The sequence below is a fragment of the Pseudomonas sp. Ant30-3 genome (genome assembly GCF_000690905.1).
Lineage (GTDB): Bacteria > Pseudomonadota > Gammaproteobacteria > Pseudomonadales > Pseudomonadaceae > Aquipseudomonas.
Window position 1 is genome coordinate 14,930 of the sequence record NZ_JMCL01000025.1, and the last position, 25,135, is coordinate 40,064.

The 25,135-nt window shown below is 58.9% G+C and carries 24 protein-coding genes; 11 read left to right on the forward strand and 13 right to left on the reverse strand.

What is annotated here, in order from left to right; all coding sequences use genetic code 11:
* Positions 1-134 precede the first annotated feature (134 nt).
* Complete coding sequence (locus DU29_RS0106095; RefSeq protein ID WP_028620931.1) at positions 135-2,585, reverse strand: glycogen/starch/alpha-glucan phosphorylase; 2,451 nt, start codon at positions 2,583-2,585, stop codon at positions 135-137.
* A gap of 259 nt (positions 2,586-2,844) precedes the next feature.
* Here DU29_RS0106095 and DU29_RS0106100 point away from each other — a divergent pair, with 259 nt between their 5' ends.
* On the forward strand, positions 2,845-3,285 hold the full coding sequence (locus DU29_RS0106100) for a YkgJ family cysteine cluster protein (protein ID WP_028620932.1): 441 nt from the start codon (positions 2,845-2,847) through the stop codon (positions 3,283-3,285).
* Positions 3,286-3,501: 216 nt separating this feature from the next.
* On the opposite strand, the gene typA is transcribed toward DU29_RS0106100, so the two are convergent.
* The gene (typA, locus tag DU29_RS0106105) at positions 3,502-5,322 is read right to left on the reverse strand and encodes a translational GTPase TypA (RefSeq protein WP_028620933.1); all 1,821 of its coding nucleotides are present in this window, start codon (positions 5,320-5,322) and stop codon (positions 3,502-3,504) included.
* A gap of 139 nt (positions 5,323-5,461) precedes the next feature.
* Positions 5,462-6,916, reverse strand: a complete 1,455-nt coding sequence (thiI, locus tag DU29_RS0106110; RefSeq protein WP_028620934.1) for a tRNA uracil 4-sulfurtransferase ThiI — start codon at positions 6,914-6,916, stop codon at positions 5,462-5,464.
* A gap of 332 nt (positions 6,917-7,248) precedes the next feature.
* Between thiI and glnA the strand changes: the two genes are divergently transcribed.
* From glnA to ntrC, 5 genes are all read left to right on the forward strand, one after another.
* A complete protein-coding gene (glnA, locus tag DU29_RS0106115; RefSeq protein ID WP_028620935.1) occupies positions 7,249-8,655 on the forward strand; it encodes a glutamate--ammonia ligase in 1,407 nt (468 codons plus the stop codon).
* Between the two features lie 275 nt (positions 8,656-8,930).
* Entirely contained in the window at positions 8,931-9,446 is a 516-nt protein-coding gene (locus tag DU29_RS0106120) for a DUF4124 domain-containing protein (RefSeq protein WP_028620936.1), read from the forward strand.
* Entirely contained in the window at positions 9,443-10,063 is a 621-nt protein-coding gene (locus DU29_RS0106125) for a DUF4124 domain-containing protein (RefSeq protein ID WP_028620937.1), read from the forward strand. Before DU29_RS0106120 ends, DU29_RS0106125 begins: the two co-directional genes overlap by 4 nt.
* Before the next feature lie 230 nt (positions 10,064-10,293).
* Complete coding sequence (glnL, locus tag DU29_RS0106130; RefSeq protein WP_028620938.1) at positions 10,294-11,379, forward strand: nitrogen regulation protein NR(II); 1,086 nt, start codon at positions 10,294-10,296, stop codon at positions 11,377-11,379.
* Entirely contained in the window at positions 11,376-12,812 is a 1,437-nt protein-coding gene (gene ntrC / locus DU29_RS0106135; RefSeq protein WP_028620939.1) for a nitrogen regulation protein NR(I), read from the forward strand. The genes glnL and ntrC overlap by 4 nt, the downstream gene beginning before the upstream one ends.
* A gap of 614 nt (positions 12,813-13,426) precedes the next feature.
* Here ntrC and DU29_RS0106140 read toward each other — a convergent pair.
* Positions 13,427-13,867 carry a hypothetical protein gene (locus tag DU29_RS0106140; RefSeq protein WP_081832443.1) on the reverse strand — a complete coding sequence of 147 codons (441 nt, stop codon included), beginning with the start codon at positions 13,865-13,867 and terminating at the stop codon, positions 13,427-13,429.
* On the opposite strand from DU29_RS0106140, the gene trmL reads away from it, so the two are divergent.
* Positions 13,866-14,321: a tRNA (uridine(34)/cytosine(34)/5-carboxymethylaminomethyluridine(34)-2'-O)-methyltransferase TrmL gene (trmL, locus tag DU29_RS0106145; protein WP_028620941.1), complete on the forward strand. Its 456-nt coding sequence runs from the start codon at positions 13,866-13,868 to the stop codon at positions 14,319-14,321. The genes DU29_RS0106140 and trmL overlap by 2 nt on opposite strands.
* Positions 14,322-14,489: 168 nt before the next feature.
* Here the strand turns inward: trmL and secB are convergent, their stop codons facing one another.
* The 3 genes from secB to DU29_RS0106160 are packed head-to-tail and all read right to left on the reverse strand — an operon-like array spanning position 14,490 to position 15,686.
* Positions 14,490-14,975: a protein-export chaperone SecB gene (gene secB, locus DU29_RS0106150; protein ID WP_028620942.1), complete on the reverse strand. Its 486-nt coding sequence runs from the start codon at positions 14,973-14,975 to the stop codon at positions 14,490-14,492.
* 41 nt (positions 14,976-15,016) lie between these two features.
* Positions 15,017-15,271, reverse strand: a complete 255-nt coding sequence (gene grxC / locus DU29_RS0106155) for a glutaredoxin 3 (protein WP_028620943.1) — start codon at positions 15,269-15,271, stop codon at positions 15,017-15,019.
* Position 15,272: 1 nt separating this feature from the next.
* On the reverse strand, positions 15,273-15,686 hold the full coding sequence (locus tag DU29_RS0106160; RefSeq protein ID WP_028620944.1) for a rhodanese-like domain-containing protein: 414 nt from the start codon (positions 15,684-15,686) through the stop codon (positions 15,273-15,275).
* A gap of 153 nt (positions 15,687-15,839) precedes the next feature.
* Between DU29_RS0106160 and gpmI the strand changes: the two genes are divergently transcribed.
* The 4 genes from gpmI to DU29_RS0106180 all read left to right on the forward strand — a co-directional run bounded on the left by gpmI (position 15,840) and on the right by DU29_RS0106180 (position 21,028).
* Positions 15,840-17,369, forward strand: a complete 1,530-nt coding sequence (gene gpmI, locus DU29_RS0106165; protein WP_028620945.1) for a 2,3-bisphosphoglycerate-independent phosphoglycerate mutase — start codon at positions 15,840-15,842, stop codon at positions 17,367-17,369.
* A 240-nt stretch (positions 17,370-17,609) separates the two neighbouring features.
* Entirely contained in the window at positions 17,610-18,908 is a 1,299-nt protein-coding gene (locus tag DU29_RS0106170) for a murein hydrolase activator EnvC family protein (RefSeq protein ID WP_028620946.1), read from the forward strand.
* Positions 18,909-18,939: 31 nt separating this feature from the next.
* The gene (locus tag DU29_RS0106175; protein ID WP_028620947.1) at positions 18,940-20,259 is read left to right on the forward strand and encodes a S41 family peptidase; all 1,320 of its coding nucleotides are present in this window, start codon (positions 18,940-18,942) and stop codon (positions 20,257-20,259) included.
* 1 nt (position 20,260) lies between these two features.
* Positions 20,261-21,028 carry a divergent polysaccharide deacetylase family protein gene (locus tag DU29_RS0106180; protein ID WP_028620948.1) on the forward strand — a complete coding sequence of 256 codons (768 nt, stop codon included), beginning with the start codon at positions 20,261-20,263 and terminating at the stop codon, positions 21,026-21,028.
* 201 nt (positions 21,029-21,229) lie between these two features.
* Here DU29_RS0106180 and DU29_RS0106185 read toward each other — a convergent pair whose 3' ends face one another.
* The 6 genes from DU29_RS0106185 to hisB form a co-directional block, all read right to left on the reverse strand.
* The gene (locus tag DU29_RS0106185) at positions 21,230-21,985 is read right to left on the reverse strand and encodes a substrate-binding periplasmic protein (protein ID WP_028620949.1); all 756 of its coding nucleotides are present in this window, start codon (positions 21,983-21,985) and stop codon (positions 21,230-21,232) included.
* A gap of 77 nt (positions 21,986-22,062) precedes the next feature.
* Entirely contained in the window at positions 22,063-22,833 is a 771-nt protein-coding gene (gene hisF / locus DU29_RS0106190) for an imidazole glycerol phosphate synthase subunit HisF (protein WP_028620950.1), read from the reverse strand.
* A gap of 9 nt (positions 22,834-22,842) precedes the next feature.
* Positions 22,843-23,580 carry a 1-(5-phosphoribosyl)-5-[(5-phosphoribosylamino)methylideneamino]imidazole-4-carboxamide isomerase gene (gene hisA, locus DU29_RS0106195; RefSeq protein WP_028620951.1) on the reverse strand — a complete coding sequence of 246 codons (738 nt, stop codon included), beginning with the start codon at positions 23,578-23,580 and terminating at the stop codon, positions 22,843-22,845.
* A 42-nt stretch (positions 23,581-23,622) separates the two neighbouring features.
* Positions 23,623-23,880, reverse strand: a complete 258-nt coding sequence (locus tag DU29_RS0106200; protein ID WP_028620952.1) for a DUF2164 domain-containing protein — start codon at positions 23,878-23,880, stop codon at positions 23,623-23,625.
* Positions 23,881-24,519 carry an imidazole glycerol phosphate synthase subunit HisH gene (gene hisH / locus DU29_RS0106205; RefSeq protein ID WP_028620953.1) on the reverse strand — a complete coding sequence of 213 codons (639 nt, stop codon included), beginning with the start codon at positions 24,517-24,519 and terminating at the stop codon, positions 23,881-23,883. It lies immediately after the preceding gene.
* Positions 24,519-25,112, reverse strand: coding sequence for an imidazoleglycerol-phosphate dehydratase HisB (gene hisB / locus DU29_RS0106210; RefSeq protein WP_007939452.1), 594 nt, complete (start codon positions 25,110-25,112; stop codon positions 24,519-24,521). Before hisB ends, hisH begins: the two co-directional genes overlap by 1 nt.
* Between the last annotated feature and the right edge of the window lie 23 nt (positions 25,113-25,135).

Here is a 25,135-nt window from a genome sequence, read left to right on the forward strand (position 1 = left end):
ATCACATTCAACATTTTATAGTGAATGTCAGTGCGCATTCGCGAGCAAGCCCGCTCCCACAAGGGTTAAGCGGGCGCTCAATATATCGATCCGATCCCACAACCGTTGGGCATTGATCACATTTGTTGAGGAAGTTACTCCAACGCTTTCCAGATCTCCGTGGCGTACTCGCGAATGGTCCGATCCGAGGAGAACCAGCCCATACGTGAGGTGTTCAACACTGCCGAACGCCACCATTGCTGCGAATCATGCCAATGCGCTTCGACGCGCATCTGCGCATCCCAGTAGGAATCGAAATCGGCACACACCAGGAAGCGGTCGTAGTCGATCAACGAATCGATGAAGCCGGCATAACGCGACGGATCATCCGGCGAGAACACCCCGCCGCGGATCGCTTGCAGCACATCATTGAGGCGATGCGAAGCAGCAATGTCCGGCGTCGCATTGAACTCGTGGTTCTGCTTGCGTGCTTCTACCTGCTGCGCGCTCAGGCCGAAAATGAACATATGCTCGGCGCCGATTCGCTCGCACATTTCCACGTTCGCGCCGTCCAGCGTGCCGATGGTCAACGCGCCGTTGAGGCCGAACTTCATGTTGCTGGTGCCGGACGCCTCGAAACCTGCGGTGGAAATCTGCTCCGACAAATCCGCCGCCGAAATAATGCTTTCCGCGAGGCTGACGTTGTAGTTGGGCAGGAACACCACTTTGAGCAAGCCGCGCACGGTCGGGTCGTTATTGACCACCCGGGCAATGTCGTTGGTCAGTTTGATGATCAGCTTGGCCTGGTGATAACTGGCAGCGGCCTTGCCGGCGAAAATCTTCACGCGCGGCACCCAGTCGATTTCCGGCTCGGCACGAATCGCCTGATACAGCGCGACGGTGTGCAGCAGGTTAAGCAACTGGCGCTTGTATTCGTGAATCCGTTTGACCTGCACGTCGAACATCGCCGCCGGGTTGACCGCCACGCCGAGCCGCTCGTGAATGATGTAGGCCAGGGCTTTTTTGCTGTGCAGACGCTGCTCGGCGAAGGCTTTGCGGAACGCCGGTTGCTCGGCGAACGGTTCGAGATCGAGCAAACGCTCTTCCGGGTTATCTAGCAGATCCGGCCCAAGCGCATCGACCAGCATCGAGGTCAATTCCGAGTTGGCCTGATACAGCCAGCGGCGGAAGGTGATGCCGTTGGTCTTGTTGTTGATTCGCTCCGGGTAGAGCTTGTGCAGCTCGGAGAACACGGTTTTGCGCATCAGCTGCGTGTGCAGCCCCGATACGCCGTTGACGCTGTGCGAACCGAGGAACGCCAGGTTACCCATACGCACGCGGCGGCCGTTGTCTTCTTCGATCAACGATACGGCGCGCAGCACATCAAAATCGTGAACGCCTTTGGCGCGCAGCGAGTCGATGTGTTGCGCGTTGATCAGGTAGATGATCTGCATGTGCCGCGGCAGCATGCGTTCCATCAGCCCGACCGGCCAGGTTTCCAGCGCTTCGGGCAACAGCGTGTGGTTGGTGTACGACAGCGTGTCCACCGTAACCTGCCATGCCGCATCCCACGCCACGTCATAGACGTCGACCAACTGCCGCATGAGCTCGGCCACTGCAATCGAAGGGTGAGTGTCGTTGAGCTGGATGGCCGCGTGGTCACCCAAGGTCAGCACGGAGGTGTGCATGTTGCGATGGCGTCGCAGCAAGTCTTGCAACGACGCTGCAACAAAGAAATATTCCTGACGCAGGCGCAGTTCCTGGCCGGCCTCGGTGCTGTCCGCCGGGTAAAGCACGCGGGAGATACTTTCGGCCCGGGCAACTTCCGCCACGGCGCCCAAGTGGTCGCCGGCGTTGAAGCGCTCAAGGTGCAAGTCTTCCACGGCACGGGCGCGCCACAGCCGCAAGGTATTGACGCTGGCTCCGCGCCAGCCGACCACTGGCGTGTCGTACGCAATGGCGCGCACGGTCTCCGCCGGGGTCCAGACTTGTTTGGTTTTGCCCGATTCGTCGGTGACCGTTTCGACGCTGCCGCCGAACCCGATCGGATACACCACTTCTGGTCGTTCGAACTCCCACGGGTTGCCGAAATCCAGCCAGTGTTCGGTCTGCTCCTGCTGCCAGCCATCGACGATGGCCTGGCGGAACAAACCGTGTTCGTAACGAATGCCATAACCGTGACCGGCGATGCCGAGGGTCGACATGCTTTCCATGAAGCACGCGGCCAGACGGCCGAGACCGCCGTTGCCCAGAGCAGCATCGGGTTCGAGCAAGCGGATGCGCTCGATGTCGACGCCGAGCTCGGTCATGGCTTCGCGGGCGACGTCGAGCAGGCCGAGGTTGCTCAGGCTGTCGTAGAGCAACCGGCCGATGAGGAATTCAAGAGAGAGGTAATAAACCCGTTTCTGACCTTTGCGGTAGATCTGCCGGGTGTGGTCCATCCAGTGCTCGACCATGTGATCGCGCGCGGCGAGCGCAATGGCTTCGAACCAGTCGTGGTCGAAGGCGTGATCCGGGTCTTTGCCCACCGCGTAGGTGAGTTTGGTCAAGACGGCGTCGCGAAATGCGGCCACCTCTGCTTCGCGAACTAGTGGTTCTTGAGTCATCGATAGGACCTCGAGCGAGCGTGAAGTTTCTGAGCCTAGACGCTCTGACAGGTTGCCGGGGCTCTTGTTCGGCAGTTTTCCCTGATAGTGCGAAATCTGTCGCCATTACATTGGCAGGTGCCTGATTCAATGCAGGGGCCGTGCCGAAAGACCGGGCGTTTCGCATGACCCGGGAAAAAATCTGGCGAAAGGTTGTTCAAAAATCCACCAGTCCCGGTATGATCGCGCGCCCTGATGCACACGCTGGTAACAACCGATGATGAAGTCCAACCTGATCGCTGCCGCCGAGATTGATCGCCTCGATACCTGGGCCAAGTACTCTGCGCCTATGTGCGGCTCCTGCGTATCCAGCTGCTGCACGCTGCCCGTCGAGGTCAAGATCAAGGATCTGATCCGCATCGGCATCGTCGATGAATTCGAGCGCGGCGAACCGGCGAAAAACATCGCCAAGCGTTTGCAGAAGGAAGGGATCGTCGAGCGCTACAACCAGAAATCGGAAATCTTCACGCTACAGCGCATGAGCAATAACGATTGCCTGTACCTGGATCGTAAAAGCCGTTTGTGCACTATTTATGAAAAGCGCCCCGATACCTGCCGCAATCATCCAAAGATCGGCCCGCGGCCGGGGTATTGCGCGTACAAGCCGAAGGAAGTGGCGCGCGAGACCAGTGCCAGCCGCCGGACACTCGAGAAGTTCTGATCCAACATTTCGCCGCCTGCCCGGGCCTCATCGCGAGCAGGCTCGCTCCCACAGTGGCCGGTGGCGTTCACAAAATCGGTGCTCACCGCCGAGCCCTGTGGGAGCGAGCCTGCTCGCGATGAGGCCGACACAAACACCGTAAAAATCCCTGACAAACAAAAACGCCCCCGATCTCGCGATCGGGGGCGTTTTTTCAAGCGCTAACTAAGTCGAAACTCAGTTGCCGCTTTTCTTGGCTGCGCGGGTACGCTCGCTTTCGCCCAGGATCTTCTTGCGAAGACGGATGGACTTAGGAGTGACTTCGCACAATTCGTCTTCTTGAACGAATTCCAGAGCCTGCTCCAGGGTGAAACGGATAGGCGGAACCAGAGCGATGGTTTCGTCTTTACCCGAAGCACGCATGTTGTCGAGCTTCTTGCCTTTGGTAGGGTTAACGCCCAGGTCGTTGTCGCGGCTGTTGATGCCGACGATTTGACCTTCGTACACGTCTTCGCCGTGACCCAGGAACAGTTTGCCGCGAGCTTGCAGGGTTTCCAGCGAGTAAGTCAGAGCCTTACCGGTAGCAACCGAAACCAGCACGCCGTTCTGACGGCCGGACATGTCGCCGGACTTCATTACGTCGTAACGGTCGAAGATCGAGGTCAGGATGCCTGCACCGGAGGTCAGGGTCAGGAACTCGTTACGGAAACCGATCAAGCCACGAGCCGGGATGTTGTACTCAAGGCGCACACGGCCCTTGCCATCCGGAACCATGTTGGTCAGGTCGCCCTTACGGATACCGATCTGCTCCATGATCGAACCTTGCGATTCTTCCGGCAGGTCGATGGTCACGTTTTCGTACGGTTCGTGCTTGACGCCATCAACCATACGGATGATCACTTCCGGACGACCAACACCCATTTCGAAGCCTTCGCGACGCATGGTTTCGATCAGTACCGAGAGGTGCAGCTCACCACGGCCGGAGACTTTGAACTTGTCGGCGCTGTCGCCCTCTTCAACGCGCAGAGCAACGTTGTAGAGCAGTTCCTTGTCCAGACGTTCCTTGATGTTACGGGAAGTCACGAACTTGCCTTCTTTACCGCAGAAAGGCGAGTCGTTTACCTGGAAGGTCATGGAAACAGTCGGCTCGTCAACGGTCAGCGGCTTCATCGCTTCAACGTTCAACGGGTCGCACAGGGTGTCCGAGATGAACAGCTGATCGAAACCGCTGATGCAGACGATGTCGCCGGCAGCTGCTTCGTCAACGTCGATGCGGTGCAGACCGTGGTGGCCCATCAGCTTGAGGATACGACCGGTACGCTTCTTGCCGTCGGCGTCGATAGCGACAACCGGAGTGTTCGGCTTGATGCGACCACGAGCGATACGGCCAACGCCGATAACACCCAGGAAGCTGTTGTAGTCCAGAGCCGAGATTTGCATCTGGAACGGACCGTCACGGTCAACTTGCGGCGCAGGTACGTTGTCGACGATCGACTGGTACAGCGGGGTCATGTCTTCAGCCATGTCGGTGTGTTCCAGACCGGCAATGCCGTTCAGGGCCGAGGCGTAGACGACTTTGAAGTCCAGCTGTTCTTCGGTGGCACCGAGGTTGTCGAACAGGTCGAAGATCTGGTCCAGAACCCAGTCCGGACGCGCGCCTGGACGGTCAACCTTGTTGATCACCACGATTGGACGCAGGCCGGCTTCGAAAGCCTTCTTGGTCACGAAACGGGTTTGCGGCATAGGGCCGTCTTGAGCGTCAACCAGCAGCAGAACGGAGTCAACCATCGACATTACGCGTTCAACTTCGCCGCCGAAGTCGGCGTGGCCCGGGGTGTCCACGATGTTGATGTGGAAGCCGTTCCAGTTGATGGCGGTGTTTTTCGCCAGAATGGTAATACCGCGCTCTTTCTCCTGGTCGTTGGAGTCCATCACGCGCTCGTCGTTGAGCTCGTTGCGCTCCAGGGTGCCGGATTGACGCAAGAGTTTGTCTACCAGGGTGGTTTTACCATGGTCAACGTGAGCAATGATGGCGATGTTGCGTAGATTTTCGATCACTTGTGTATCTCGATCAGAGGATTCGGTGTGCTGACAAGTCTTGGCAGCGATTAACAGTAGAGTCAGGCCTTGCCGTTACAGCTTTACGGCAGAGTCGGGGGGCCGGTGACGCAGGCCACAGGCAAACAGCCCCGGGCTCTTAGCTCGGTCGATAAACGCGCACATTGGCATGCCCCTCACTGAGCAAATGGTGGGCATGCAGGCGACTCATCACGCCTTTGTCGCAATACAGCAGGTACTGGCGAGTAGGGTCCAGTTCCTTGAAACGAGCGTTCAATGCATAAAACGGCATCGCTTGTACCTCAACGCCAGCGAGTTCCAGCGGCTCGTCTTCAACGGCATCCTGATGACGGATGTCGATGATGATCTGGCCCGCCAGTGCTTCGCTGACTTCTTCAATCTGCAAGTCCTGGCCCAATTCGTCGATCACGCGATCGATCGGCACCAGCTTGGCATTCTCGAGCGCACGCTCAAGGACTGCCATGTCGAATTCTTTCTCTTCATGCTCCACGCGCGGACGCTTGGCGTGGGTCTTGGGGTTAACCGAGATGACCCCACAGTATTCCGGCATGTGCTTGGCGAAATCGGCAGTCCCGATTTCGTTAGCCAGGTCGATGATGTCCTGCTTGTGACTGGCGATCAGCGGACGCAAGACCAGCTTGTCGGTCACGCAGTCGATCACGGACAGGTTCGGCAATGTCTGGCTCGACACCTGGGAAATCGCTTCACCGGTGACCAGCGCTTCGATTTCCAGCCGATCGGCAATACGGGAAGCAGCGCGCAACATCATACGCTTCAAAACTACACCCATATGACTGTTATCGACTTTCCCGAGAATTTCTCCCAGGACTTCCTCGAACGGCACACTGACAAATAACACGCGTTGGGAGCTGCCGTACTTCTTCCAGATGAAGTGCGCGACTTCCATAACGCCCAGTTCATGGGCCCGGCCGCCCAGGTTGAAGAAGCAGAAATGGCTCATCAGGCCACGGCGCATGATCTGGTAGGCGGCAACGGTGGAATCGAACCCGCCGGACATCAGCACAAGGGTCTGTTCCAGAGCACCGAGCGGGTAACCGCCGATGCTGTTGTGCTGGTTGTGGATCACGAACAACCGTTTGTCGCGAATTTCGATACGGACTTCGATTTCCGGCTCTTTCAGCGAGATTCCGGCAGCACCGCACTGACGACGCAGCTGGCTACCGACATATTTCTCGACGTCCATCGAAGTGAATTCATGCTTGCCGGCACGCTTGCAGCGCACCGAAAAGATCTTCCCGGCCAGCGCCTCACCAAAGTGCAGTTTGCACTTGGCCACGATGTCGTCGAAGTCACCCAGCGGATATTCGTCGACCTGCAGGAAATGCGCGATACCCGGCATGCAGCTCAGGCGCTCGGTCATCTCCTTCAGTACTTTGGGCTCGGCCACGCGGGTTTCAAGCTCGAGATTGTCCCACACACCGTTCACCACCACCGCCGGGTCCAGGTCACGGAGCACGGTGCGGATGTTTTTGGCCAATTGGCGGATGAAACGCATCCGTACCGGGCGGCTTTTGATGGTGATCTCGGGGAAGACTTTTACGATTAGTTTCATGAAAACAGCGCGCGCTGGGCCAGCCGAAAAAGGGGGGCGCGGATTATAGCGGAAATTGCTCAAGGTTTAACCAGTTAATGTGCAGAAGGTTTTTGGCGCACCAAAACGGGTCATTCACAGATTAAAGCGCGACATTACAGGGCGATTAATTTAGCCTCGTCGCATAAATGGCCTTAATAAGCGTGATATTGGGGCAAAAAACCCATGCTGGGGCACTGGCATGCAATTTGCTCCCTTGTGAGGCAGGTTGCCTTGGCAGAGTATTCGCGCCGGCATCACAAACATTATCAGGGCCATCCACTACTAAAGCCCGAAGCCACCCGGAGGACACTATGTCGAAGTCGGTTCAACTCATCAAAGATCATGACGTCAAGTGGATTGATCTGCGCTTCACGGACACTAAAGGCACTCAGCATCACGTGACCATGCCGGCTCGCGACGCGCTGGATGACGCTTTCTTCGAAGAAGGCAAGATGTTCGACGGTTCCTCCATCGCTGGCTGGAAAGGCATCGAAGCCTCCGACATGATCCTGATGCCGGACGACACCACCGCCGTGCTCGACCCGTTCACCGAAGAGCCGACCCTGATTCTGGTCTGCGACGTGATCGAGCCGTCGACCATGCAAGGCTACGACCGCGACCCACGTGCGATCGCCAAGCGTGCCGAGGAATACCTGAAGTCGACCGGTATCGGCGACACCGTATTCGTAGGCCCAGAGCCAGAATTTTTCATTTTCGACGAAGTGAAATTCAAGTCCGACATCTCGGGCTCGATGTTCAAAATCTTCTCCGAACAAGGTTCGTGGATGTCCGACCAGGACGTGGAAGGCGGCAACCGTGGCCACCGTCCCGGCGTCAAAGGCGGCTACTTCCCGGTTCCGCCGTTCGACCACGACCACGAAATCCGTACCTCCATGTGCAACGCCATGGAAGAGATGGGCCTGGTCATCGAAGTTCACCACCACGAAGTGGCGACTGCCGGCCAGAACGAAATCGGCGTGAAGTTCAACACCCTGGTTGCCAAGGCTGACGAAGTTCAGACCCTGAAGTACTGCGTACACAACGTTGCTGATGCATACGGCCGCACCGCGACCTTCATGCCCAAGCCTCTGTACGGCGACAACGGTTCGGGCATGCACGTCCACTTGTCCATCGCCAAAGATGGCAAGAACACTTTCGCTGGCGAAGGTTATGCCGGCCTGTCCGACACCGCTCTGTACTTCATCGGCGGCATCATCAAGCACGGTAAGGCCCTGAACGGCTTCACCAACCCGTCGACCAACTCCTACAAGCGTCTGGTCCCAGGTTTCGAAGCACCGGTCATGCTGGCCTACTCGGCTCGCAACCGTTCCGCCTCGATCCGTATTCCATACGTGTCCAGCCCTAAAGCTCGCCGTATCGAAGCACGCTTCCCGGATCCGGCAGCCAACCCGTACCTGGGCTTCGCTGCACTGCTGATGGCTGGCCTGGACGGCATCCAGAACAAGATCCACCCAGGCGACGCTGCCGACAAAAACCTGTACGACCTGCCGCCTGAAGAGGCGAAAGAGATCCCACAAGTTTGCGGCAGCCTGAAAGAAGCCCTGGAAGAGCTGGACAAGGGTCGTGCATTCCTGACCAAAGGCGGCGTGTTCTCCGACGATTTCATCGACGCTTACATCGCGCTGAAAAGCGAAGAAGAAATCAAGGTTCGCACCTTCGTACACCCACTGGAATATGAGCTGTACTACAGCTGCTGATCCGGTAGCACCTGCGCAAGCGGCGTGACAAAAGAGGCCTCCTTCGGGAGGTCTTTTTTATGGGCGCAATCCGGCAAGCGCTGAGCTCCCGCCCTGTAGGAGCCGGCTTGCTGGCGATAGCGTTCGCACGGACGCCATCGCTGGCAAGCCAGCTCCTACAGGGGTTGGGTGGTGTTTGGACGAGTGGGTCAATCATGCCCAAATGTTAACCGCTTGGGTCTACCGCCACCCGTGGCCTATGCTGCAAGCCAACGCTTTGAGATCGGGTCGATGTTATGGGTCGTGGTTTTCTATTCATCCTGCTGCTGATCGCCCTGCCCGCCGCAGCGCAGATCTACAAGTACACCGACGCCGCCGGCAATACCGCCTACAGCAATCAGCCACCCGATGGTGTCAAGGCCGAAGCAGTCGAGCTGCCGCCAACCAACAGCATTGAGTCGCCACCGACGACAGCACCTGCGCCCCCCCCCGAAGCCGACAGCAGCGAGAAATTACAAAGCGCGTACGAAGTGCTTGAGCTGACCAACCTGCCAACCACCGAAGCCCTGCGCGCCAACAACGGCACGTTTACCGTGAACGTACTGATCAAGCCGCGCCTGCAAGGCTCTCATCTGTTCAGGCTGTTGCTGGACGACCAGCCCTATGGTCAGCCGAGCAACGTGCCAATCCTGCAACTGGTCAACATTGATCGCGGCACCCACAGCCTCGCGGTGCAAGTCATCAGCGGCGAAGAGGTGGTTCAACAAAGCCCATCCGTCACCTTCACCGTTCAGCGGGTGCATACGCCGTGAGGTGGTGGCTCCTGATCGCTTGCCTGAGTTCGCTCCCGGTTTCGGCAGAGGTTTTCACGTATATCGATGCCCAGGGTAATCGGGGTTTCACCGACCAGCCCGGTTCGGGCAACGCCAAACGTGTACCGCTGGCGCCGAGTAATCGCATGTCCGCCAACCCGACCGGCGCTGCGCCGGCGGCGGTAGAAAAAACACCGAAGGCCAAGCCACTGCTCCACTACAACATGCTGCGGTTGTTGATTCCCGAACCCGACGCCACCGTCCGCAGCACTGCCGGCGAAGTGATCGTCACTGCCACCAGCGAACCCGGCCTGCAACGCGGCCATCGGTACCGTTTGCTACTCGACGGCCAACCCACCGGCGAACCTGGCCCCAGCCCGGTGTTTGCGCTGACCGATATCGATCGTGGCACGCATAACCTGTCGGTCGAAATCGTCGACGAGCAGGGACGCACCGTCGAGCGCACCGCCAATCAACCCTTCCACATGCTGCGTATTTCCCTCGCACAGAAACGCCAAGTCAAACCCTGCGCCCTCGCCGATTACGGCCACAGACCGGAATGTCCGCTCAAGAACAAACCCAAAGAAGAAAAAAATCCCTTTCTGCGATTCTTTTAACGTCACGAGAGTTTGCGCACTATGTTGGTGCGATACGCTGCCCAACAACCTTATCGCAACCCATTTTGGTTCGAAAGTACCCGTCAGAGCTGGCAGAACGCCACGCAAACGAGCGTTAAACGCCGGTTTCAGGGGTTAAACGCTTCTTTTCGGAGCCTTGGTTTGGTTTTTGCATTTTCACTGCATCGGCGCGTTGTTCCCGCGCATGCCCTGCTCCAAAAGAGGTCCTGATGACCATAAGCGACGCACTGCATCGATTGCTGCTCGATAACCTGACCACCGCCACCATTCTGCTCGATGCCGAGCTGCGTCTGGAATACATGAACCCGGCGGCGGAAATGCTTTTGGCCATCAGCGGCCAGCGAAGTCATGGTCAATTCATCAGCGAACTGTTCACTGAATCGCCCGAGGCGCTCAACTCACTGCGTCAGGCCGTCGAACAGGCGCACCCGTTTACCAAACGCGAAGCGATGCTCACTGCCCTGACCGGTCAGACATTGACGGTCGATTACGCGGTAACGCCAATCCTCTCTAACGGCGCCACCCTGCTGCTGCTGGAAGTGCACCCCCGCGATCGCCTTTTGCGGATTACCAAGGAAGAAGCACAGCTGTCGAAGCAGGAAACCAGCAAGATGCTGGTTCGCGGACTCGCTCATGAGATCAAAAACCCGCTGGGCGGGATTCGCGGCGCGGCGCAGCTGCTGGCTCGCGAACTGCCTGAGGAAAGCCTGCGCGATTACACCAACGTGATCATCGAGGAAGCCGATCGCCTGAGGAATCTGGTCGACCGCATGCTCGGCTCGAACAAATTGCCATCACTGGCCATGTGCAACGTTCACGAGGTGCTGGAACGGGTTTCGCACCTGGTCGAGGCCGAAAGCCAGGGTTGCATCACCTTGGCGCGCGACTACGACCCGAGCATCCCTGACGTATTGATCGATCGTGAACAAATGATTCAGGCCGTATTGAACATCGTCCGCAACGCGATGCAGGCCATCAGCAGCCAGAACGAATTGCGCCTGGGCCGCATCACGCTGCGCACCCGCGCCATGCGCCAGTTCACCATCGGCCACGTGCGCCATCGCCTGGTGACCAAGATCGAAATCATCGACAACGGTCCTGGCATTCCTGCCGAACTGCAGGAAACCATTTTCTTCCCAATGGTCAGCGGCCGTCCGGACGGTACCGGGCTAGGCCTGGCCATTACCCAGAACATCATCAGCCAGCACCAGGGCCTGATCGAGTGTGAGAGCCACCCAGGCCACACCACGTTCTCGATCTTTCTGCCACTGGAACAAGGAGCCACATCGACATGAGCCGTAGTGAAACCGTGTGGATCGTCGATGACGACCGATCAATTCGTTGGGTCCTGGAAAAAGCCTTGCAACAGGAAGGCATGACCACGCAAAGCTTCGATAGCGCCGATGGTGTGATGAGCCGCCTGGCCCGCCAGCAGCCGGACGTGATCATTTCCGACATTCGCATGCCCGGCGCCAGCGGCCTGGACCTGTTGGCGCGGATTCGCGAGCAACACCCACGTCTGCCGGTAATCATCATGACGGCGCACTCGGATCTGGACAGCGCTGTCGCGTCCTATCAGGGTGGTGCATTTGAATACCTGCCCAAGCCGTTCGACGTTGATGAAGCTGTGTCCCTGGTCAAACGGGCCAATCAGCACGCTCAGGAGCAACAAGGCCTGGAAGTACCCGTCGCCTTGACCCGTACGCCGGAAATCATCGGTGAAGCGCCGGCGATGCAGGAAGTGTTTCGCGCAATCGGCCGCTTGAGTCATTCCAACATCACCGTGCTGATCAACGGCGAATCCGGCACCGGCAAAGAACTGGTGGCCCACGCCCTGCACCGTCACAGCCCGCGTGCAGCTTCACCGTTTATCGCCTTGAACATGGCGGCGATTCCGAAAGATTTGATGGAATCCGAGCTGTTCGGCCACGAAAAAGGCGCGTTCACCGGCGCGGCCAACCTGCGTCGCGGTCGTTTCGAACAGGCTGACGGCGGCACGCTGTTTCTGGATGAAATCGGCGACATGCCGGCGGATACGCAGACTCGTTTGCTGCGCGTATTGGCCGATGGCGAGTTTTACCGCGTCGGCGGTCATGTGCCGGTCAAGGTCGATGTGCGCATCATCGCCGCGACACACCAGAATCTGGAAACCCTGGTACAGGCCGGTAAATTCCGTGAGGACTTGTTCCATCGTCTCAACGTCATTCGTATTCACATTCCACGGCTGTCGGACCGTCGTGAAGACATTCCGACCCTCGCCAGGCATTTCCTCAGCCGCGCAGCGCAAGAATTGGCCGTCGAGCCGAAACTGCTGAAAAGCGAGACCGAGGAATACCTGAAGAACCTGCCGTGGGGCGGCAACGTGCGTCAGCTGGAGAACACCTGCCGCTGGATCACGGTGATGGCTTCAGGCCGCGAAGTGCACATCAGCGACCTGCCGCCGGAACTGCTGAACCTGCCGCAAGACTCGGCACCTGTGACCAACTGGGAGCAAGCGTTGCGTCAGTGGGCCGATCAGGCACTGGCGCGTGGCCAGTCGAGCCTGCTCGACAGCGCGGTGCCGACGTTCGAGCGGATCATGATCGAGACGGCGCTGAAGCACACCGCCGGGCGCCGTCGTGATGCCGCGGTTTTGTTGGGTTGGGGGCGTAATACCCTGACGCGCAAGATCAAGGAATTGGGCATGAAGGTTGATGGCGCGGATGAGGATGAAGGGGAAGAGGGTTAAGCAGCCTGCAGATATTCGCTGACAGCTAGATCTGATCGCGAGCAGGCTCACTCCTACAATGGATTTACGTATTTTCACCGTCGAGTGAATATCAAAAAAACCTGTGGGAGCGAGCCTGCTCGCGAAGGGGCCGGACGATTCAACATTGATGCGCACTGAACCGCCGCTTTCGCGAGCAGGCTCGCTCCCACATTTCGGGCTCTGTGCACCGACTGAACGCACCGTGACCCGCAATCGCGCACGGCCACCGGTTGAAAATCTTGCCTGAATTCGCAATCGAACCCCTACCGAAAAAACACGAAAGCCCCGTATTACGGAGCTTTCGACGTTTTAACGGGGCTTCGTGTTTCAAATTGTTAAAACCTGGCACGCCGCCTGCAATAGTCCAATCAGTGATTCAGTTCACTACCCGGTTTCGGGGACCTTGGTACAGGCAGGCCGGGGATTCCCCTCTTTACATCGGACTCACACCGCACAAGGCGACGAGTCCTGCCGTTTTGGGGCCCTTGATACAGGCAGGTCAGGGGTTCCTTCTTTACACCGGGCTCACGACGCAATGCGCGAGCCCGCCCCTTTCGGGAACCTTGGTACAGGCAGGCCGGGGATTCCCTCTTTTATTGCTCCCGGAGATGGATCTCCAACCGCCAACGGTCATCGACCTCACTGCCGGACCACTCGCCCTGCAGCGGCCGGGCCGCAACCACCGACAGCAATAACCCCCCATCACTCAAACGTACTCGCCAGTTCACGTTCTTGTCGTTGAGCTTGAGCTGGCCTTTCTGCGCCTTGCCGGTAGCCTCGAATAGTAGCGCCAGGCTGCCATCGACAAACTCGCCATGGGACTTGGGTTCATTGTTGAACCAGACCACCAGGCCATCGTTGGTCACTTCGACTTGCTGCAGTTCAGTGGGGTCGGGCGTGGTCAGGCGACCGATCATCAGCCCCACCATAACGCCGACGATCACTAAAGATCCCATTACCCGTGGCAATAGTTTCGATCGATCAACCGCAGGCGGCGTAGAATGCCGCTCATCTTTATCTTCGGAGCCGTGCATGTTTCACGTCATCCTTTTCCAACCAGAAATTCCGCCGAATACCGGCAACGTTATCAGGCTGTGCGCCAACAGCGGCTGCCACCTGCATTTGATCGAGCCGCTGGGTTTCGAGATGGACGACAAACGTCTGCGCCGGGCCGGTCTCGACTACCACGAGTATGCCACCCTGCGACGTCACGCGGACCTCGCCAGTTGCCTGGAAAGCCTCGGTCATCCACGCCTGTTCGCTTTCACCACCAAGGGCTCGAGGCCGTTTCACGATGCCAGCTTCGCCGAGGGTGATGCGTTCCTGTTCGGCCCGGAAAGCCGCGGCCTGCCCGCGGAGATGCTGGATGCCTTGCCCGCCGAACAACGTTTGCGCCTGCCGATGCGTGAAGGCTGCCGCAGCCTGAACCTGTCGAACACTGTGGCCGTCGCCGTCTACGAAGGCTGGCGCCAGCTGGGATTCAAGTAACCCACGTCCCTGTAGCAGCTGCCGCAGGCTGCGTTCGACCCGAAGGGTCGCGGCGACCTGGAAGCAACGACCGCTTCGCGGCCGGACGCAGCCTTCGGCAGCTGCTACAGAATTAATGCCACGAAAAAAGCGCCTTCGAGGCGCTTTTTTCATGATGGCATCAACCGCTTATTGAACAGTCGGCGTCTCGCCCTCAGCCTGCATGCGTTGCAGTTCTTGCGCGTACAGCGCGTCGAAGTTCACCGGGGCCAGCATCAGTGCCGGGAACGAACCGCGAGTGACCAGGCTGTCCAGGGTCTCGCGAGCGTACGGGAACAGGATGTTCGGGCAGAACGCGCCGAGGGTGTGGCTCATCGAAGCGTCGTCGAGGTTCTTGATCAGGAAGATTCCGGCCTGTTGCACTTCAGCGATGAAGGCCACTTCTTCACCGTTCTTCACGGTAACCGACAAGGTCAGCACGACTTCGTGGAAGTCACCTTCCAAAGCCTTTTGACGGGTGTTCAGATCCAGACCGACACTCGGCTCCCATTGCTGGCGAAAGATCGCCGGGCTTTTCGGGGCTTCGAAGGACAAGTCACGAACGTAGATGCGCTGCAAGGAAAATTGCGGTGCGGTTTCTTCTTCGCTGGCTGCAGTGTTCTGTTGGTCAGTCATCTCAGATCCTTTCTGATCTTGGGGTCTTATAGGGAAGGCGTTCAGGCCTTGAGCAGCGCGTCGAGCTTGCCGGCGCGCTCAAGGGCAAACAAATCATCACAGCCGCCGATGTGGCGCTCACCGATCCAGATCTGCGGCACGGAGGTGCGCCCCGCTTTCTGAGCCATGGCGGCACGCACCTGCGGCTTGCCATCGACCTTGATCTCTTCGAAAGCCACGCCTTTGTTCTCGAGCAGGTACTTGGCTCGCGAGCAGTAGGGGCAGTAATCGCTGGAGTAGACGATGACGTTGCTCATGTCACTTCACCAACGGCAGGTTGTCGCCTTTCCAGCTGGAAATTCCGCCGGACAGCTTGGCGGCGGTGAAGCCGGACTTCATCAGTTCGCGAGCGTGGGTACCAGCGGTCTGGCCCATGGCGTCGACCAGAATAATGGTTTTGGACTTGTGCTTTTCCAGTTCGCCAACGCGAGCTGTCAGTTTGTCGTGCGGAATGTTCAACGCGCCGACAATGTGACCAGCGGCGAAATCCTTGACCGGACGAATGTCGATCACCACGCCGGCATCCTTGTTGACCAGCCCGGTCAGTTCACCGGTGCTCAGGCTCCGACCGCCGCCCTGCATCTGGTAAGCGATCAACAACGCCAGCAGTACGACGAAGATACCGACGAGAAGATAATGATTAGTGGCGAATTGAATCAGGTTAGCAACCATCGAAGGAGGTTCCAGGGCGTTAAAATGTCGGCCAGTATACACAGCCACTATGGTGGGCCAAACCCCGTCCGGCGGTGACGGCGTCGGAACTTAGCTTTAAACTGCGACTCACTTTTTCCATCGCCTCTTTTAATTCAGCCACGAGTGGAATCCATGACTACCACGCCTAAACCTTTGGTCCTGATTATTCTCGACGGCTTCGGTCACAGTGAGAGCCCGGAATCCAACGCTGTCCTAGCCGCGAAGAAGCCCGTGCTGGACCGCCTCTGTGCCACCTTGCCGAACGGCTTGATCTCGGGGAGTGGAATGGACGTCGGTCTGCCGGACGGGCAGATGGGCAATTCCGAAGTGGGCCATATGAACCTCGGTGCTGGCCGCGTTGTGTATCAGGACTTAACGCGGGTGACCAAATCGATCCGCGACGGCGAGTTTTTCGAAAACCCGACGATCGTGGCTGCCGTCGATAAAGCCGTTGCCGCCGGTAAAGCGGTGCACTTCATGGGCCTGTTGTCCGACGGTGGTGTTCACAGCCATCAGGATCACCTGGTCGCCATGGCCGAACTGGCCTACAAGCGTGGCGCTGAAAAAATCTACCTGCATGCTTTTCTCGACGGCCGCGACACGCCGCCGAAAAGCGCGCAATCGTCCATCGAATTGCTCGACGCAGCCTTCCAGGCGCTGGGCAAAGGCCGGATCGCCAGCATCATCGGCCGCTATTTCGCCATGGACCGCGACAATCGCTGGGACCGCGTGTCCCAGGCATACAACCTGATCGTCGACGGCAGCGGCCAATTCAATGCCGCCACCGCGCAGGAGGGCCTCGAAGCCGCCTACGCCCGGGGCGAGAGCGACGAGTTTGTCAAAGCCACCTCCATCGGTGAACCGGTAAAAGTCGAAGATGGCGACGCGGTGGTGTTCATGAACTTCCGCGCCGACCGCGCCCGCGAACTGACCCGCGTGTTTGTGGAAGACGATTTCAAGGAATTCGAGCGCGCGCGTCAGCCTAAACTGGCTGGCTTCGTCATGTTGACCCAATACGCCGCCAGCATTCCCGCGCCTTCGGCCTTCGCCGCCGGCAGCCTGGACAACGTGCTGGGCGATTACCTGGCGCAGAACGGCAAGACGCAGTTGCGCATCGCCGAGACCGAAAAATACGCGCACGTGACCTTCTTCTTCTCCGGCGGCCGCGAAGAACCGTTCCCCGGCGAAGAGCGCATCCTGATCCCGTCGCCGAAAGTCGCCACCTACGACCTGCAGCCGGAAATGAGCGCGCCGGAAGTCACCGACCGCATCGTCGATGCCATTGAAAACCAGCGTTATGACGTGATCGTGGTCAATTACGCCAACGGCGACATGGTCGGTCACAGCGGCGTGTTTGACGCTGCCGTCAAAGCGGTGGAATGCCTGGACCTGTGCGTTGGCCGCATTGTCGAGGCGCTGGACAAGGTTGGTGGCGAGGCGCTGATCACCGCAGACCACGGCAACGTCGAGCAAATGTCCGACGAATCCACCGGTCAGGCCCACACGGCGCACACCACCGAGCCGGTGCCGTTCATTTATGTCGGCAAGCGTGACCTCAAAGTGCGTGAGGGTGGCGTCCTGGCGGATGTGGCGCCGACCATGCTGAAGCTGCTGGGCCTGGAGAAACCGGCGGAAATGACCGGGACTTCGATACTGGTGTAACCAGCTCTTAAAGCACCGCAAAACCCTGTGGGAGTGAGCCTGCTCGCGATAGCAATCTGACATTCAACATCCTTGTCGAATGGACTGATGCCATCGCGAGCAGGCTCACTCCCACAATGGTTTCAGGGCGTTTTCGAATGCAACTCTGCTCCAGTTATCACACAGCCCCAATTGGGCGTTTTTTTTGCAGCGCTTGGCGGGCATACTAGGCCGTCCCTTTCCCTGGTGTCGCCCGCCTCTATGCTCCGCGTCCTGATTGCCTTTGCCCTTACCTGCCTGCTCCAACCGGCCTTCGCCGACGAGCGCGCGCAAACCCAGCAACAGTTGGACGCCACGCGTCAGGACATTGCCGAGCTGAAAAAACTGCTGGGCAAGCTGCAGGAAGAAAAATCCGGTGTGCAAAAGGACCTCAAGGGCACCGAAACCGAGATGGGCAAGCTCGAGAAGCAGGTCGAAGCCCTGCAGAAAGAGCTGAAGAAAAGCGAATCCGAGCTGAACCGACTCGATACCGAGAAAAAAAAACTCCAGAGCGCGCGCATTGAACAGCAGCGACTGATCGCCATTCAGGCCCGCGCGGCCTATCAGAACGGCCGTCAGGAATATCTGAAGTTGTTGCTCAACCAGCAAAACCCGGAAAAATTCGCCCGCACCCTCACCTACTACGACTACCTGAGCCAGGCCCGCCTGGAGCAGCTGAAGAATTTCAACGAAACCCTGCGCCAGCTGGCCAATGTCGAACAAGACATCGCCCTGCAACAGGCGCAGCTGCTGGTGCAGAAAAGCAGCCTCGACAGCCAGCGAGAAGAACTCGACAAGGTCCGCAAGGAACGCCAGCAGGTGCTGGCCAAACTCAATGTCGACGTAAAAGCCCGCGACCAGAAGCTGGCTGCCCGCGAGCAGGACCAGGCAGACCTGTCTAAAGTCCTCAAAACCATCGAAGAGACCCTGGCGCGTCAGGCTCGTGAGGCAGAAGAGGCGCGGCAAAAAGCGCTGATCGCCCAGCAGGAAGCCGAAAAAAAGCGTTTACGTGAGGCCCAGGCTACAGCAGATGCTGATGCCACTGACGCCCCACGTAAACCCGTCAAATCTACCTCCGGAGCGCTGGTTTCCAGCTCCGGCGAAACCTTCGGTGGCCCATTTGCTTCAAGCCGGGGCAAACTTCCGTGGCCGGTTGATGGTCGATTGCTTGCGCGTTTCGGTGAATCCCGTGGCGACGATACCCGCACCAAATGGGACGGGGTGATGATCAGCGCCTCCGCGGGCAGCCAGGTTCACGCGGTGCACGGCGGTCGCGTGGTGTTTGCCGACTGGTTGCGCGGTGCCGGGCTGCTGGTGATTCTCGACCACGGCAATGGTTTTTTGAGTCTTTACGGTCACAACCAGACGCTGCTCAAGTCTGCGGGTGACGTGGTTAAAGCCGGCGAGTCCATCTCCACTGTGGGTAGCAGTGGCGGCCAGGACACGCCAGCGCTGTATTTCGCTATTCGTCAGCAGGGTCACCCGAGTGATCCGGCGCAATGGTGTCGTGCGCAAGGATAAGCACGTTACCTAATTCAGGAGTTCGTTCGACATGCTGCACTTGTCCCGCCTTACCTCGCTGGCCCTGACGATCGCCCTGGTGATCGGCGCGCCTCTGGCGTTCGCTGCCCAACCGGCTCCGGCGGTCGCGCCTGCGGGCACTGCTGCAACCACCAAAGCGCCGTTGCCGCTGGAAGAGTTGCGCACTTTTGCCGAGGTCATGGACCGGATCAAGGCGGCGTATGTCGAACCTGTCGACGACAAAACACTGCTGGAGAATGCGATCAAAGGCATGCTCAGCAACCTTGATCCGCACTCCGCTTACCTCGGGCCGGAAGATTTCGCCGAGCTGCAGGAAAGCACCAGCGGCGAATTCGGCGGCCTCGGTATCGAGGTCGGCGCCGAAGACGGCTTCATCAAGGTGGTTTCGCCGATCGATGACACCCCGGCGTCCAAGGCTGGCATTCAGGCCGGCGATTTCATCGTGAAGATCAACGGCCAGCCAACACGCGGCCAGAGCATGACCGAAGCCGTGGACAAGATGCGCGGCAAGATCGGCGAGAAAATCACCCTGACACTGGTGCGCGACGGCGGCACACCGTTCGACGTGACCCTGGCCCGCGCGATCATCCAGGTGAAAAGCGTCAAGGCGCAGTTGCTGGAATCCGGCTACGGCTACATTCGTATCACCCAGTTCCAGGTCAAGACCGGCGACGAAGTTTCCAAGGCGCTGGCGAAACTGCGCAAAGACAACGGCAAGAAACTCAACGGCATCATTCTCGACCTGCGCAACAACCCGGGCGGCGTGCTGCAAGCCGCGGTGGAAGTGGTCGACCACTTCATCACCAAGGGCCTGATCGTTTACACCAAGGGCCGAATTGCCAACTCCGAGCTGCGCTTCTCCGCCACCGGCAAGGACGAAAGCGAAGCGGTGCCGATGGTCGCGCTGATCAACGGTGGCAGCGCCTCGGCTTCGGAAATCGTTGCCGGCGCTTTGCAAGACCAGAAACGTGCAGTGGTCATGGGCACGACCAGTTTCGGTAAAGGTTCGGTACAAACCGTGCTGCCACTGAACAACGAACGCGCATTGAAGATCACCACGGCGCTGTATTACACGCCGAACGGTCGCTCGATTCAGGCGCAGGGCATCGTCCCGGACATCGAAGTGCGCAAGGCCAAGATCACCACCGAGCAGGACAGCGAATACTTCAAGGAAGCCGATCTGCAAGGCCACTTGGGCAATGGCAACGGCGGCGCCGATAAACCGACTGGTTCCGGTGGCAAGCCCAAGGTCATGCCGCAGGACGACGATTACCAATTGGCCCAGGCCCTGAGCCTGCTCAAAGGGCTGAGCATCACGTCCGGCCGCTGAGATGCGCTTGCGGCTAGTTCTCGGTCTGCTGTGCTGCCTGGCGGGTGTTGCGCATGCATCGCCCGCCCCTCAAAAAGCCTATCTGAGTTTGATCATCGACGACCTGGGGCAGAACCTGCCTCGGGATCGTCGCGTGCTGGCCCTGCCCGGCCCGGTCACGGCGGCGATCATGCCGGACACCCCGCACGCTACCGAAGTTGCTCGCGAGGCTCATCGCGCCGGCAAAATCGTCATTCTGCACATGCCCATGGACCCGGCCACTGGCCCTTTCGCCTGGCACCCGGAACTGCCCGTCGCAGAGCTCGAGAAGCGCTTGAACGCGGCGCTCAAAGTGGTGCCGTACACCGCCGGCATCAATAATCACATGGGCAGCCGCATGACCGCGCAACCGGGGGCCATGGCCTGGCTAATGGCCGATTTGCAGCGTCGCCACAAAGTCTTTGTCGACAGCCGTACCAGCGCGCAAACGGTCGCTGCAGCCGAGGCGCAGAAAATCGGTTTGGCGAGCATTTCGCGGGACGTGTTTCTGGATGACGAGCGCACGGAAGAGGCGATTTTTACTCAGTTGCAAACGGCGATCAGTCTGGCGCGCAAGCAAGGCTCGGCCGTCATGATCGGGCATCCGTATCCGCAGACGCTGGCGGTGCTTGAGCGAGAACTGCCGAAGCTCAAGGCTCAGGGAATCGACTGGATCGATATCAAAATGATGATCAGCGTACGCGGCAATCGGGCGATGGCCGGGCATGGGAAGGATGGGGTGTACCGCTAGACAAGCTCGTTCCCACGCTCCGCGTGGGAATGCAGCCATGGACGCTCCGCGTCCACTGTGACGCGGAGCGTCACGGGAGGCGTTACCACGCAGAGCGTGGGAACGATCAGTATCAAAAATGATGATCAGCGTACGCGGCAATCGCGCGATGGTCGGGCATGGGAACGATCGGTGCTGGCTCCCACATTTGGATCATCGGTATCAGAGATACCGCGCCATGATCTGCTCGACCACACCGTCCTTGCGCATCTGATCGAGGGCCGTCTGCAGCTTGGCAACGGTCTCGTCCGGCACGTCTTTGTTCAGCGCGAGATAAAGCTCGGCGCTGTTGAAACGCAACACGGTCTTGAGCCCGGTCACGCCGTCCTGGCGCGCGAGATAGCGACCGGCCGGATCCCCGGTGGCCCACAGATCAATCTGGCCGTTCACCAGTTTTTTCGCATTGTCCTGATCGCGTAGCACGACGATAGGTTTGAGCCCCTGTTTGATCAGCGTCTCGGCAATCGCGTCACCCTTGTACGCACCGACCTTGAACTTGCGCGCGTCATCCAGCGTTTCCAGGCTGATCTTGCTGTCTTCACTGGCCAACATGATCCAGTCATCGGGACCAATCGGACCAACCCATTTGAACAACTTTTCGCGGTCCGGCAAGCGCGCCATCACGAACACTCCGTAACCCGGTTTCTCCAGGGCGAGTTTGTAGATTCGCTCCCAGGGGAAGCGCAGCGTCAGGCTGTAAGTCATGTCGGCGCGTCTGAACATCTCACGAACGATATCCACAGCGATGCCGTTGATGTTCTCGTCCTGAGCGAAGTTCTTGCCGTTTTTCGCCATGTTGTAAGGCGGGAAGTTTTCGGTCAGCAACACCAGATCGGTGTCTGGATTTTCTGCAGCCTGCACTCCGTTGATGAGCAACAGAGCAGTACTGGTGAGAGCGAGAAGGAGACGTTTGAGCATGTCTGGCTACCGAGATCCATGGCGTACCCAAGAGTGCCTTGAGCCCGCCATGATGTCCACTGGCCTGTACGGAATGTTTAGCGCATCACGATGCCGCGATGGGCCATATAGACTTTGGCTTCCTGCACAGTATATTCGCCAAAGTGGAAAATACTCGCCGCCAGTACCGCGCTGGCGTGGCCTTCGATGATGCCGTCGGCCAGGTGCTGCAGATTGCCGACCCCGCCCGAAGCAATCACCGGAATGCCCAGCGCATCGCTGATGGCGCGGGTGACGCCCAGGTCGAAGCCGTTTTTCATGCCATCCTGATCCATGCTGGTCAGCAGGATTTCGCCGGCGCCCAGGGCTTCCATTTTTTTCGCCCACTCGACAGCGTCGAGGCCGGTGGGTTTGCGCCCGCCGTGGGTGAAGATTTCCCAGCGCGGGGTTTCGCCGGGGCCGGAGACCTTTTTCGCATCAATGGCGACGACGATGCATTGCGAGCCGAAATGCTGCGCCGCTTCGCCGACGAATTCCGGATTGAAGACTGCGGCAGTGTTGATCGACACCTTGTCTGCACCGGCATTCAGCAAATTGCGAATGTCCTGCACGGTACGCACGCCGCCGCCCACGGTCAGCGGGATGAACACCTGGCTGGCCATGCGCTCAACGGTGTGCAGCGTGGTATCGCGACCGTCGACGCTGGCGGTGATGTCGAGAAACGTAATTTCGTCGGCACCCTGCTCGTCGTAGCGACGGGCGATTTCCACCGGGTCACCGGCATCGCGGATGTTCTCGAACTTCACACCTTTGACGACCCGGCCGTTATCCACGTCCAGGCAAGGGATGATGCGTTTGGCCAGCGCCATGGTCAGTCCTCAGCCTTTGTACGAATCGCAGAAAGCTTGCGCTTCAGCGACGTCGAGGGTGCCTTCATAGATCGCCCGGCCGGTGATTGCACCAATGATGCCTGGGGCTTTTGCATCGAGCAGCGACTTGATGTCGCCAAGGTTGTGAATGCCACCGGAGGCGATCACCGGAATCTTCGTCGCCGCAGCCAGCGCAGCGGTGAAGGGAACGTTGCAGCCCTGCATCATGCCGTCTTTGGCGATGTCGGTATAAACGATCGCGGAAACCCCGTCGGCCTCAAATCGCTTGGCCAGGTCGATGACCTGAACGGTGCTGATTTCAGCCCAGCCGTCAGTGGCGACAAAACCGTCCTTGGCATCCAGACCGACAATCACCTTGCCCGGAAACGCGCGGCAGGCTTCTGCGACGAATGCCGGATCTTTCACGGCTTTGGTGCCGATGATCACATAGCTCACGCCAGCCTTGACGTAGTGCTCGATGGTTTCCAGCGAGCGGATACCGCCACCAATCTGGATCGGCAGGTTCGGGTAGCGCTTGGCGATGGCCGTGACCACTTCGCCGTTGACCGGCTGGCCTTCGAACGCGCCGTTCAAGTCGACCAGATGCAGACGACGGCAACCGCCCTCCACCCACTTGGCAGCCATGCTCACCGGGTCATCGGAGAACACTGTGGAATCTTCCATGCGGCCCTGGCGCAGACGTACACAGGCACCGTCCTTGAGATCGATAGCGGGAATAATCAGCATCTGGCAAACCTTCAAATTCGAGTATTCAGCTTCGCTCGGAAATCAGTTTTTCTCGAGCGCCCACAAGTCGCTTTCGATGCTCTCGAACCTCTCTTTGAGATGCGTCTGCACATCGAAAATCGCCCTGTTGTAATAGTGCGGAGCAATTTCACGGGTAAACAGCTCAAGGATTTCGGCTGCTTCGAACGAACCGAGGTCCAGGTCGAAACGATCCTCCATGAAGCGCTTGATCTTATGATTGGCCTCGTTCTCCTGTTCGGGAGTGAGGGTCAGGATCGGCGGCTTCTTTTTGACGGCCATTTACCAGCGCCCATCCCACGCGGCGAAGTTCTGCAGCAATTGCAGGCCATGGGTATGGCTTTTCTCCGGGTGGAACTGCACGGCAAAACGCGACCCTTCAGCCAGCGCAGCAGCGAAATCGACACCGTAGTGACCGCCACCCACCACCTGCTGCGCATTGCCGGCGGCGATGTAGTAGCTGTGCACGAAGTAGAAACGCGCCAGGTCCGGAATGTCGTGCCACAGCGGATGACTCACCGTCTGCTTCACTTCGTTCCAGCCCATGTGCGGGACTTTCAGGTGCTCGCCGTCTTCATGCAAATCCTTGCCGAAAAACTTCACCGCACCCGGAAACAGGCCGATGCAGTCGACGCCGTCGTTCTCTTCACTGCTGTCGAGCAAGGCTTGCATGCCGACGCAGATGCCGAGGAACGGACGGTCCTGGCTGACTTCACGCACCAGCGAATCGAAGCCCAGACGACGGATCTCCGCCATGCAATCGCGAATCGCGCCAACACCGGGAAACACAACCCTGTCGGCTTCGCGAATCACATCGGCATCGCTGGTGATCAGAACCTTGCCGGCACCGACGTGCTCGAGGGCCTTGGCCACCGAGTGCAGGTTGCCCATGCCGTAATCGATAACCGCGACCGTCTGCATTACAGAACGCCTTTGGTCGACGGCATCTGGCCGGCCATGCGGTCATCCAGCTCGACGGCCATGCGCAGCGCGCGGCCGAATGCCTTGAACACGGTTTCGATCTGGTGGTGAGTGTTGTGCCCACGCAGGTTGTCGATGTGCAGCGTGACGTTGGCGTGGTTGACGAAGCCCTGGAAGAATTCCTGGAACAGGTCAACGTCGAAACCGCCGACGGTGGCGCGGGTGTAGGGCACATGCATCTGCAGGCCAGGACGGCCGGAGAAATCGATCACCACGCGCGACAGCGCTTCATCGAGCGGCACGTAGGCGTGACCGTAGCGACGGATGCCTTTCTTGTCGCCGATGGCTTTGGTGAATGCCTGACCGAGGGTGATACCGACGTCTTCCACGGTGTGGTGGTCGTCGATATGCAGGTCGCCCTTGCTGACGATATCCAGGTCGATCAGCCCGTGACGGGCGATCTGGTCCAGCATGTGCTCAAGAAAAGGAACACCGATATCAAATCGGGCCTTTCCGGTGCCATCCAGGTTGATCGAGGCTTTAATCTGGGTTTCCAGAGTGTCGCGCTCGACTGACGCCATACGTTCGGCCATCACCAGCTCCGCAAATCATTGGG